Annotated in this window: 7 protein-coding genes; 6 read left to right on the forward strand and 1 reads right to left on the reverse strand. The window is 57.8% G+C overall.

The window, feature by feature from the left end; all coding sequences use genetic code 11:
- The first annotated feature begins 116 nt into the window (after positions 1–116).
- The 6 genes from ABD890_RS16080 (at position 117) to ABD890_RS16105 (ending at position 11,396) form a co-directional block, all read left to right on the forward strand.
- Positions 117–1,412, forward strand: coding sequence for a Gfo/Idh/MocA family protein (locus ABD890_RS16080; RefSeq protein WP_345091775.1), 1,296 nt, complete (start codon positions 117–119; stop codon positions 1,410–1,412).
- Between the two features lie 35 nt (positions 1,413–1,447).
- Positions 1,448–2,395 carry a sugar phosphate isomerase/epimerase family protein gene (locus tag ABD890_RS16085; RefSeq protein ID WP_345091777.1) on the forward strand — a complete coding sequence of 316 codons (948 nt, stop codon included), beginning with the start codon at positions 1,448–1,450 and terminating at the stop codon, positions 2,393–2,395.
- 1 nt (position 2,396) lies between these two features.
- Positions 2,397–2,972, forward strand: coding sequence for a DJ-1/PfpI family protein (locus tag ABD890_RS16090; RefSeq protein ID WP_345091779.1), 576 nt, complete (start codon positions 2,397–2,399; stop codon positions 2,970–2,972).
- Between the two features lie 433 nt (positions 2,973–3,405).
- Positions 3,406–8,379 carry a beta strand repeat-containing protein gene (locus ABD890_RS16095; RefSeq protein WP_345091782.1) on the forward strand — a complete coding sequence of 1,658 codons (4,974 nt, stop codon included), beginning with the start codon at positions 3,406–3,408 and terminating at the stop codon, positions 8,377–8,379.
- Between the two features lie 148 nt (positions 8,380–8,527).
- Complete coding sequence (locus ABD890_RS16100; RefSeq protein WP_345091785.1) at positions 8,528–10,069, forward strand: putative Ig domain-containing protein; 1,542 nt, start codon at positions 8,528–8,530, stop codon at positions 10,067–10,069.
- A gap of 127 nt (positions 10,070–10,196) precedes the next feature.
- Entirely contained in the window at positions 10,197–11,396 is a 1,200-nt protein-coding gene (locus tag ABD890_RS16105; protein ID WP_345091789.1) for an Lpg1974 family pore-forming outer membrane protein, read from the forward strand.
- Between the two features lie 234 nt (positions 11,397–11,630).
- Here ABD890_RS16105 and gmd read toward each other — a convergent pair whose 3' ends face one another.
- Positions 11,631–12,632, reverse strand: a complete 1,002-nt coding sequence (gmd, locus tag ABD890_RS16110) for a GDP-mannose 4,6-dehydratase (protein ID WP_345091793.1) — start codon at positions 12,630–12,632, stop codon at positions 11,631–11,633.
- Between the last annotated feature and the right edge of the window lie 115 nt (positions 12,633–12,747).

Consider the following 12,747-nt stretch of genomic DNA (forward strand, 5'->3'; position numbering starts at 1 on the left):
ATTTGCGGATTGCTTGCCGTGGGCTGGTTCGCGAGCATAGGGGCACCGCATCGCGATGCACGCGATCAACACTCCCCCAATTATTCTCCTCGCCCTTCCCTGCCCTGGAGCCAATCATGCGTTCTTATGCCCTGAATCGACGTCAGTGGATTTCTCAGGTCTCTGCCGCGGCGTCGACCTCGATGGTGTTCGGTGCCCTTTCCTCGACCCAGGCCGAAGACAAGCCACGCGATGCCAATAGCCGGATCGGTGTGGGTGCGATTGGCCTGCGTTATCAAGGCGCGGTGATTACCGAGAAGGCGGCGGCTCATGGCGATATCGTGGCATTGGCCGATGTCGATCGCGAGATCCTTGAAAAGGCGAAGTCCGACTTCGGTGGTAAATCGGCCATCATGGAAGACTACCGCGATCTTTTGGCCCGCGACGATGTGGATGTGGTAATGATCGGCACGCCAGATCATTGGCACACGAAGATGGTGATCGATGCCTGCCGAGCCGGGAAAGATGTTTACTGCGAAAAGCCGCTGACGCTTACGATCGACGAAGGCAAGAAGCTGCGTGAGGTCGTGAAAGAAACGGGCCGCGTCGTCCAAGTCGGCTCGTGGCAACGCAGTGATATCCGTTTCCGCACGGCGGTCGAAATGGTTCGCCAAGGCTGGGTCGGCAAGCTTCAAAAAGTGGACGTCGTCCTAGGAAAGAACAAGACCGGCGGTCCATTTGCGACGCAACCCGTTCCGAAGATTTTGAACTGGGACATGTGGCAAGGGCAGACGCCTGACGTTCCCTATATTCCGGAACGCTGCCATTACACGTTCCGCTGGTGGTACGAATACAGTGGCGGGCAGATGACCGACTGGGGGGCACACCATATCGACATTGCCCAGTGGGGTGCCGGCGGAACGCCTGTCGAGATTGAAGGCACCGCCAAGATGCCATCCGTCGAAGATGGTTACAACGTGGCGGTCGACTACCACGTCACCTATCGCCTTGATAATGGTGTCGAGATGACGGTCGCCGACAACGGCCGCAACGGGGTGATGTTCACCGGCGACAAGGGACGCATCTTTGTGAATCGGGGGACGCTTGACGGAGCACCGACCGAGCGAAAGCTACCGCGCGAAGACTTCGTGCTGTACGACTTCGATAATCTCGAACGCCCGGAGCGGGCCGGCAAGCTCGATGCGATCGTGAATCATATGGGTAACTTCTTCGACTGCGTTGCCTCGCGAAAAACTCCGGTTTCCGACATCGAAAGTCAGCACCGCAGTGTGAGTACCTGTCACTTGGGTAACATCTCGATGCGGCTTGGTAAAAAGTTGACATGGGATCCGAAGGGAGAGATGTTCGTGGGTGATGACGAAGCGAATCAGCATCTCAGCCGCCCTCAACGTGCCGGTTACGAGACGGTCTAAGCTTCCTCTTCCCTTTTCACGGCAAGGTAATCCCGATGACTTCTTCTGACAACAACGCCATCACTCGGCGAACCTTCCATGCCCTGGCCGCCGGCGCGGTAGGTTCGCTGTGGACTGGATCCGTCCAGGCCGCCGGCGACACGTTCCAATGGAATTACATGCTGCCGTCGTGCATGTATGGCTACAGCAAACTAGCCGAGATTCTGCCGGAAGCCAAAAAGATTGGGGCGACCCACATTGATATCTGGCCGAAGGTGCATGGCGACCAACGAGAGCAAATCGAGGCGATGGGGGAAGATAAGTTTGCCAAATTGCTGGAAGAGAGCGATGTCAAACTTGGCTGTTTGACTCACTACGATCTCGGCCCGTTCGGTTTGCAGAAAGAGTTCGCCTTCGCCCAGCGTTTGGGTTGCCCCCTGATGGTGACCGGAGGCTCGGGACCGAAAGGGCTTAAAGGGGCCGAACTGAAACAGGCCGTGGCGACCTTCGTCGAGAAGATGAAGCCGCACATCGAAATGGCAGAGCTAAGTGGCGTGACGATCGCGATCGAGAATCACGCTAACAACCTGATCTTCTCGCCAGACTCGCTGCGATGGCTGCTGGAAATGCGACCCTCGAAGCACCTGGCCATCGCTCTGGCTCCCTACCATTTGCCACAAGATCCTCAGCAACTGGCGCAACTGATTCGAGAGCTGGGGGAAGGAATGGTTATGTTTTATGCATGGGAGCATGGCGAAGGGGCCCACGACCCCCTACCGATCGAGCGGCAACTGAAACAGATGCCAGGTCGCGGACCACTCGACTTCCAACCAATTGTCCAGTCTCTGGTCGATATCCGGTACGAAGGTTGGACCGAAGTTTTCATGCATCCGGTGCCACGTGGCATTCCCATTCTTCCAACCTTGGCTGAAACTACCGCCGAGATCGTTCGCGGTAAAAACTACCTCCATCAATGCGCCTTGAAGGCTCAACAAGGAACCTAACGTGTCGGATAAAGTGTTGATCATCGTCGGCGATGCTTCGGAAACCTTGGATACGCTGTATCCCTTTTATCGCCTGCAAGAGGCCGGGTTCGAGCCGGTCGTCGCTGGTCCGCATCGCGGGCCATTTCAGATGGTGATGCACGAGGTAAAGCCAGGCTGGACCATTACCAAGGAGTGGGAAGGGTACACGATCGAAGCCAAGATCGCGTTCTCGGAAATCGTGCCGGAAGAGTATGCCGGCATCATGATTAGCGGTGGCCGGGCCCCTGAATACATTCGCTACGACGAGCACCTGGTCGAGGCGACTCGCTGGTTCGTAGAGAACGGCAAGCCAGTCGCTTCGGTCTGCCATGGGGTCGAGATTCTGGCCTATGCCGACTGTGTCCGAGGTCGGCGGATGGCAACCGTCCCGAAGTGCAAGTTCGACCTGGAGGTCTGCGGCGGGATCTTCGTAGACGACGCTTGCGTCGTCGATGGCAACATCGTCAGTGGGCGAACCTATCACGACAACGGCCGCTATTTTGGGCCGTTCGTAAAGATGCTGGAAGAAGCTCGGCTTGGTGCGCAAGTTGGGTAAGTTTGCCGATTTCTGGGATTTGATCGGATTCTCTTAAAGTTTAGCGCGTCTAATCGTAACCCTTCGCCTCGTGTGGTGTTTGTGGCTATAACGTACACAGACGAGGCGGCATGGGTAAAAAATAACGCGCATGCCAGGCAAGGAGGTCATGCAGGAGTTTTCCTGGTCTTCCTATATTGCCAGGTTGTGTTGAAGTTGAGGCAAGCATTTGCGAGATCCGCGCAATCTGATCTGCGATGTTCGACTTCAATTCTGCGACCCGTAGAATTTCCGCCAATGGCCCAAATTTCCGTCAAACCCCCACTAACGGTTCGGCGCCTAGTCTCAGGACCCTGGCACCGCATGGAAGCATTTCTCAATGTCGAAACGATCGTTTGCTCGATTTCTGCGCTCCGACTCCAACCACACCCGTAAATCCCGCCGCCGAGCCAATGTGGCTCGATCCTCGCAACTCGAATCCCTGGAAGCCCGCGTCGTGCTGACCGCTTCGGGCGTTCCTGGAAACGACAATCCCCCTGACCTCAATCTCTCGGCGATTTCCGAGCAGAACATTGTCGTTGGTCAGGCCTACACCATCGACCTCTTCGCCAACGGAGCGACCGTGGTCGACCTGGACGCGAACGATAACCCCACCGGCGACGCGATTCGTTTGCTGCTCGATCCGGATATCGGTACTGATACGCCGGTTGGAGCCAAGATCACGACCGATGGCGTCTTTACCTGGACCCCAACCGCCGATCAGGTTGGTACCTACCGCATCATCGTAATCGCCGTTGACCGAGGAACGACCCCGCTGGCCGACTCGGAAGTCTTCACGATCGTCGTTTCCGCGACCGGTAATCAATCCCCTTCGGTCGACCTGAATGGTCCCGATGCCGGCACCGGCTATAACGGAACCTTCACCGAAGATGGCGGCGCGGTTCCGGCCGTTGGTAGTAATCTGACGGTGACCGATGGAGACAGCGCGAATCTCGAATCGGCGAAGGTCGTTCTGACGAACCATCCTGATGGCACGGCCGAAAGCCTGGCAGTCGATGTCACCGGAACGAACATTACCGCCAGCTACGATTCGGCGACCGGCGAACTGACGCTTACGGGTACTGATTCCCTGGCCAACTACCAGGCCGTTCTGCGAACGCTAACCTACAACAACACTTCCGATACGCCGGACGAAACGGTTCGCACGATCGAAGTCACCGTGAACGACGGTAACAGCGACAGCGTGAAAGCGGTTTCAAAGATCTCGGTCGTAGCCGTCAACGATGCCCCAACGGTCGACCTGAATGGCGAAGATGTCGGCACCGGCTTCGAGTCGACCTTCACCGAAGATGGGGGCCCGGTCGCGATTGTCGATACGGACGCCATCGTCGACGACGTCGACAGCACCACGCTGACTTCCGCCACGGTGACCATCACGAACCTATTCGATGGCGATGCCGAAGTGCTGGCCGTCGATACGACAGGGACTTCGCTCGTTGCTTCTTATGTGGGTGGTGTGCTGACCATTACGGGCAACGGCACGTTGGCCGAATACCAGCAAGTGCTCCGCACGCTGACCTACGACAACACGTCGCAGAACCCGAACGAAACGCAGCGTGAAATCTCGGTTGTTGTGAACGATGGCGAAGATGACAGCATCGCCGCGATCGCGCTGGTGAATGTCGTCGGTGAAAACGATTCGCCTGACCTCGAACCAATTAGCGACCAGGTTGCCACCGTCGGCGAACTGTTCGAAATCACGGTCACCGCAACCGATCCGGATGGCGACGTGCTGACCTTCCAGCTCGATCGCGACGACCCAAGCGGCAACATCCCTGCCTCGGCCACAATCACGAAGACCAGCGACACCACGGCAGTGATTTCGTGGACTCCATCGGAAAGCGATGGCCCTGGCCCGTTTGTCTTCGTGGTGCTGGTGACCGACGATGACGCAACGTTACCACTGAGCGATCAGGAGAGCTTCACCGTCACCCTGGAAGCTAACGAGTCACCAGTCGTCGACCTCAACGGTGAGGACGAAGGTGTCGACTTCGAATCGACCTTTACCGAAGATGGCGGCCCAGTCGCGATTGTCGACACCGATGCGGTGGTGACCGATACCGACAGCACCGAGCTGACCTCGGCCACCGTGACGATTACGAACCTCTTGGACGGCGACTCCGAAGTTCTAGCGGTCGACACGACCGGTACTTCGATCACGGCCAGCTACGACACTGCCACCGGCGTGCTGACCCTCTCGGGCACAGCCAGCCTGGCAGATTATCAGCAAGTACTTCGTACGCTGACCTACGACAACAGTTCGCAGAATCCAGACGAAACGCAGCGTGAAGTAACCGTCGTTGTGAACGATGGCAACTCCGATAGCGTGGCCGCGACCGCCTTCGTGAACGTCGTTGGCCAGAACGATCCACCAAACCTCGAACCAATCGCCGATCAGCAAGTTGTTGTTGGCGAACTGTTCGAGATCACCGTCACCGCCACCGATCCGGATGGCGACGTACTGACCTTCCAGTTGGATCGCGACGGGGTTGGCAGCAACATCCCTGCTTCGGCGACCATCACGAAGACCAGCGACACGACCGCCGTTATCTCGTGGACTCCAGCGGAAAGCGACGGTGCCGGCCCATTTGTCTTCGTGGTGCTGGTGACCGACGATGACGCGACCTTGCCGCTGAGCGATCAGGAAACCTTCACCGTTACGCTGGCAGCCAACGAGGCCCCAACGGTTGACCTGAATGGCGAAGGTACCGGAGTCGATTTCGAGTCGACCTTCACCGAAGATGGCGGCCCGGTCTCGATTGTCGGAACTGATCTGACGGTCGACGATACCGATGGCACCGAACTGACTTCGGCAACGGTGACCATCACCAACCTGCTGGATGGCGATGCCGAAGCCTTGGCGGTCGATACGACCGGCACTTCGATCACGGCCAGCTACGACACAGCCACCGGCGTATTGACCCTCTCAGGGACGGCCAGCCTGGCGGACTATCAGCAGGTGCTGCGCACGCTGACTTACGACAACAGCTCGCAGAATCCGGACGAAACGCAGCGTGAAATCTCGGTCGTGGTGAACGATGGCGAAGATGACAGCGTTGCAGCAACTGCCCTGGTGAACGTTGTCGGCACGAACGATTCGCCAGACCTCGAACCGATCGACGACCAGAGTGCCCAGGTTGGTCAACTGTTCGAGATCACGATCACGGCGACCGACCCGGACGGCGACTCGCTCACCTTCCAGTTAGATCGCGACGACCCGAATAGCACCATTCCTGCTTCGGCCACCATCACCAAGACGAGTGATACCACCGCGGTTATTTCGTGGACGCCGGCCGAAAGTGACGGTGCCGGCCCGTTTGTCTTCGTGGTGCTGGTCACCGACGACGATGGCGACCTGCCGCTGAGCGATCAAGAGTCGTTTACCGTCACGTTGGCAGGGGCTCCGCCAGCCGTTGATCTGAACGGTGATGAGACGGGCATCGACTTCGAAGCAACCTTCACCGAAGAAGGTGGTGCCGTTGCAGTCGTCGATAGCGAAATGACCGTCACCGACAGTGACAGCACCAATCTGGAATCGGCGACGGTCCAGTTGGTCAACTTCCCGAATGGCACGGGCGAAGTCTTGGCCGTGGATGTCACCGGAACCAGCATCACCGCCAGTTACGATTCCGCCACAGGCATCCTGAGCCTGACCGGTACCGATACGGTGGCCAACTACCAGCTCGTTCTGCGAACGCTGACCTACAACAACACCGCGACCGAAATCGACGCCACCCTGCGAACGATCGAGATTACGGTGAACGACGGCGATTCCGATAGTGCCGTGGCAACCACGTCGCTGACCATCGAGTTGCTGGTGACCGAAGCTCCAGTCGTCGACTTGAATGGCGGCGATAGCGGAACTGGCTTTACGGCCAGCTACACTGAAGAGAGCACGCCAGTCGCGATCGTCGACACCGATCTGTCGATTACCGATGCCGATTCGACCGAACTGGAATCGGCAACCGTGACGATCACCAATCTGTTGGATGGCGACGCCGAGACCTTGGCGGTCGATACGACCGGCACCTCGATCACCACCAGCTACGATTCGGCCACGGGCATTCTGACCCTGACCGGTACCGGCACGCTGGCCGATTACGAGGCCGTCCTTCGCACTCTGACTTACTTCAATGGGTCGGAGAATCCAACCGAGACCGATCGTTCGATCGAGATCGTGGTGAGTGACGGAACGAACGACAGTCTTTCGGCAACGACCGTCGTTTCGGTAATCGGTGTCAACGATCCACCTGTATTTGACGCAATCGCCGATCAGACGGCGAATCTCGGCCAGGAAATGGTGGTGAATATCACCGCGACCGACCCCGACACGGCATCGCTGACGTTCTCGTTCGATCGCACCGATCCAAGCGGCAACATTCCCGCTTCGGCAACGATCACCAAGACGAGCGACAAGGGAGCCCAGATTACCTGGACTCCTTCCGAAAGCGACGGAGCCGGGCCATTCGTCTTTGTAGTCGTGGTCGGCGATGACGACGCCACGACGCCGCTGACCGCCCAAACCACCTTTACGGTGACCTTGGGTGGAGAAGCCCCGGTTCTCGACCTGAATGGTGACGACGCCGGCACTGGCTTCAGCAATACCTTCATCGAAGGTACCGGAGCGGTGGACGTGGTTGATACCGATCTGTCGATCACCGACAGTGATAGCACTAACCTCGAATCGGCCACGATCGTTCTGAGCGATCACCAGATCGACGGAACGGAGCTGTTGGCTGTGGTCACGGACGGCACCAACATTACGGCCAGCTCGTACGACGATGCGACCGGAACGCTGACCTTGACCGGTACCGATACGCTGGCGAACTACGAGTTGGTTCTGCGAACGCTGACCTACGACAACGCCTCGGAAGATCCTGATACGACTGATCGAACGATCACGATCATCGTCAGCGATGGAACCAACGATAGTGTTGCTGCGGTGTCAACGATCATCGTTGTGCCTGATAACGACTCGCCAGACATGGTTCTGCCAAGTCCTTACGATACCGGCACGGCTGTCGAAGTGAACTTGAATGAAGAGTTCTCGTTTACCGTCAGCGTGACCGATCCGGACAACACGTTCGACGAGTTCACCTTCCTGATCGATGCGGAAGCGAGCAACATTCCGGCGCAGATCGCTCAGCCGACCATCAGCAATCCAAGTGGTGGTACACCAGGCGGAACGTTTACCTGGACTCCGACCCAGGCCGGCACCTACACCATCACGTTACTGGTGGCCGATGGTGGTGGCCTGGCCGACTCCGAAACGTTCATCGTGACGGTGGTCGACAACTCGGCGGCATCTCTGGAAGGGGAAGCAGTCGACCAGGCCCTGAACGACGTCCTCGACGAGTCGTTCATGTAATTTCACCGATGTGCCCACGAAGACTTCCCACGCGGTCGTCTTCGTGGGGCCCTGCGGGGAAACTGGCTAATTCAGGATGAATGCCAGCAAACGGTAATTATGATGGATCATCAACGTCTTTCATTCATCCTAACTCACCCACGCCCTCATGCTTTCTCGATCTCGAATCTTCTCGTGCGAGCCGCTGGAAACTCGCCGCGTCCTTAATGCGACGTCGATTGTCGCGGATCAATTAGTCAACGATCCGACGATCGGTAATCAAGTCGGATCGGAAGGGGACTCGGCCGCGTATCTCGAAAGTGGTGAGCTCGTCGCCGTCTATTCCGGACGTGGCTTGGGCGATTCCGATGGTATCTATCTCCGCAGGACCGATTCCGGCGGCCAGGTCGTTGGCAGCCCGCAGTTGGTTAACCAAACAATCGCTGGCGAGCAAACCAATGCGTCGGTCGCTCAGTTGCCTTCCGGGGGATTCCTGGTGGTGTGGGAAGGTCGTGGCGCTGGCGATCGGGCCGGGATCTTTGCCCGCTGGTACGATGCGGCCGGCACGGCGATCACGGGTGAAGTCTTGATTAATCAGACCACCGGCGGATCGCAGCAGAACGCCAAGGTTGCCGTTGCCGAGGATGGGATCGCCACGTTTGTGTGGGATGGCGTCGGCAGTGGAGACTTCGACGGCGTGTTTCTCCGCCAGTTCACCAGCAGCGGTCAGGCCGTCGCCGGGGAAGTTCTCGTCAATACCGCCACCATCTACCAGCAAGCTTACGCCGACGTGGCGATTAACGACTCTGGGAAGATCGTGGTGACCTGGAGCAGTCGTCATCAGGATGGCAGCGACTGGGGAATCTATGGTCAGGCATTCACGGCCTCCGGAGCCAAGTCAGGAGCTGAGTTCCTGGTGAACACCGAGACCGAGCTCAGCCAATCGAATGCCAGTCTGGTCGCGGTCGGTGACGATTTCGTGGTTGCCTGGCAAAGCCGTTCGCAAGGTGGCAACGACTGGGACCTGTTTGGTCAGAGGATCGACAGCAGCGGAGCCGCCATTGGAGACGAGTTTCAAATCAACGCCGCCTCGGAAGGCAACCAGCACGAAGTCAAATTGGCCGCGACTTCCAATGGTTCGGTTGTGGTGGCCTGGACTGACGGGATTGAAGATGGCACTGGGTGGAATGTAAAGGCCCGGGAAATTGATCTCTCGGAAACGACTCCGGCGTTGGCGGACGAGTTCTTCGTGAACGAGTCGACCGCCAACGGAGCGTTTGGCCATCAACGGGCATCGAGCATTGCCGCCACCGACGAGGCTTTCGCCATCGCCTTCAGCGGAGATGGTGCCGTCGACCACGATGGGATGTACCTGGCATGCTTCGTCGGAGACTTCGAGCCCAACCTTTCCCCCGACATGGAACCGATCCCGGATCAAACCGCTCAGGTCGGTGTCGAACTGGTGATTCAGATCACCGCCACCGATCCCAACGCAGGGGACACGCTGACCTATATCCTTGATGCCGAGGACTCTCCGGCTGGGGCCACGATCGAGAAGATCGACAATAACCATGCCGTCATTCGCTGGACCCCGACGGCAGACGACTTGCCGGGGCCGGTCTCTTTCCGTGTGCTGGTTATCGACGACGGCGAGCCACCGCTAGCCGATGATGAGGCGTTCGTTGTGACACTGACGGCAGCCAGCAGCTAGCGGCCGCACAAAGATTATAATCGGAATAGTTGGAATAACCTGCGCAGTTTACCGATAACCGATACCAGGGAGATTCTCTGGATGGATTCGGAGCGATGTCCCCAAGTCTGTTTGTGGAGATTGCAGGATGCGTATCGTTCGTTTCACGGTTGCTTTAGGTCTGACCCTTCTCATTTCGCCGTTGGCGATGGCACAGAAGGCGACATCGAAGAGTGAGTCGGTGCTGGCCGCTGCTCCACGACGGTTGCAGGTCTCGGCGAATGCGCGACCGGCGGCAACACGCGTGGCAGCCAAGGAAACTCGCCCGACGACGGCGTCTCCAGCGAAAGTCATGCAGACCAGCCACGTTCAACATCAAGTCGTTGGCGAGACCATCTATTCGCCAGGCGAGATGATGGTCGACAACGACGGCGTGCCGGCCGCTGGCTGCTACAGCGATACTTGCAATCCTTGCGGCAAATGGTTCGCTGGCTTCGAGGCGACTTTTCTGATGCCATCGTTCAGCAGCAATGTTGCGTACACGCTGACCGAATCGGATGGCACCACGTTCGAGAATTCCACCCAGGTCGAGTTCGACTCAGGGCTGCAGTTCTCGCCACGTGTTTACGCCGGCTTCGAGATGAACGACAACCTCTCGCTGCAAGTTACCTGGTGGCGATACGATCACGATCCCGACGCATTGACGGTCAATCCACCGGCCAACGGCTTCGGAACGATAACGCCACCTACGTTTCAGAATGTCGATATCTCGACGACGGTACCTGGCAGCTCGTTCTCTGCTAGCTCAGGCCTCTCGGCTTATTCGATCGACGTCGAACTGATGAAAGAAGGCTGCATCTCGTTCTGGAAGATCGGCGTCGCAGGCGGCGTTCGCTATGCCGAAGTCGATCAATCGTACTTCGCCCAAACACGGAACGTCAGCAGCACTTTGAGCGGACAGCTTGACTATTCGCATCGAAACAGCGGATTCGGCCCTACCATGTCGCTGTATGCTTCCTTGCCGCTGAATCAGTGTCTCACTTTCTACACGAAGGGACGGGGGTCGCTGCTGTTTGGGGAAGCCTCGAGCACGCTGTCGGCAGGTGAAGACCTCGATCTGACAACCAGCTACGTCACGAGCAGTTCGACCAGCCGCGACGACCTGTTGACGGTCGGCGAGATTCAACTCGGTCTGGCGTGGGAAAGCTGCTGTCCCACCAACGTTTGGCAGCCCTATGCGACCGTTGCCATGGAAGGGCAGTTCTGGAATGGCGTAGGCAATGCCAGCAGCGAAGAAGGCAATCTCGGCTTCTTTGGTGTGGTTACCTCCGCCGGCGTTCGCTTCTAAGACGCAATCGCCACGCTAAACGCATACAAAGCCTTCGGCTAATCGCCGGAGGCTTTTTTCGTGTACGGAGTCATCTTGAAGGCGGCATGCAGGAATGAGGCTCTGACGCGTTCTGGCGGGCAGCGGGCCTAACGCGGGGATCTGCTTCGATCGATGCCATGTCCGCGCATGATAAAAGCCAGCAAGTCGAAACCTGCTGGCTTTGTGATTGTTGTATTGGCGTTGTAGCGTGGACTAAGCCGACTTGCGAACAACCTTCAGGTCGGGCTTGGCAACCAGCGAGAGGCGAGCCAGGTCGTGATCGACCATGGTTTCGACCAGTTCGCGGAATGGCATCTTCGGCGTCCAGTTCAGTTCGGCCTGGGCTTTGGCTGGATCGGCTAGAAGCAGATCGACCTCCGCAGGACGATAGAACTTTGGATCGATAACGACGTGATCTTCCCAGTTCAAGCCGACTCGCTCGAAGGCGATCTGGACGAAGTCACCCACACGGTAGGTTTCGCCGGTGCCGATCACGTAGTCGACCGGGGCGTCTTGCTGCAGCATCAGCCACATTGCTTCGACGTAGTCGCCGGCAAAGCCCCAGTCGCGGCGGGCTTCGAGATTGCCCAGGCGAACTTCGTTGGCCATGCCCAGCTTGATGCGAGCAACGGCGTCGCTGATCTTGCGGGTCACGAATTCCAGGCCACGGCGAGGCGATTCGTGGTTGAACAAGATACCGCCGCAAGCAAACATGTCGTAGCTTTCGCGGTAGTTGACCGTCATCCAGTGGCCGTAAGCCTTCGCAACGCCATAAGGGCTGCGTGGATGGAACGGAGTTGTTTCACGCTGTGGGGTTTCGTGAACCTTGCCGTACATCTCGCTGCTGCTTGCCTGGTAGAAGCGAATCGAGGTGTCGACCATGCGGATGGCTTCCAGCAGGCGAGTAACGCCCAGGCCGGTGACTTCACCCGTCAAGATTGGCTGATCCCAGCTGCTTCCAACGAAGCTTTGGGCGGCCAGGTTGTAAACTTCGGTCGGTTTGACCTTGGCAATCAGACGCTCCAGTGATGCTTGATCCATCAGGTCGGTGCAGTGCATTTCGACCTGGTCGAGCAGATGCTCAATACGCTGGAACGAGTTGGTGCTGGTGCGGCGATAGCAACCATGGACCTGATAGCCCTTTTCCAGCAGGAGTTCGGCTAAGTACGAACCGTCCTGGCCCGTGATTCCGGTAATGAGCGAGATGTTCGCCATGATTTGTGGTGCTCTTTGTCGTTCTATTTCTCTTAGAAACGGGGGTCCCATCCTTAGGACACGAGAGAATAGCCAATTTCGCGATATCAGAAAATGCCAATCAAGCCCTTACAGA

Origin of the sequence: Bremerella cremea (assembly GCF_039541315.1) — a bacterium.
GTDB classification, from domain to species: Bacteria; Planctomycetota; Planctomycetia; order Pirellulales; family Pirellulaceae; genus Bremerella; species Bremerella cremea.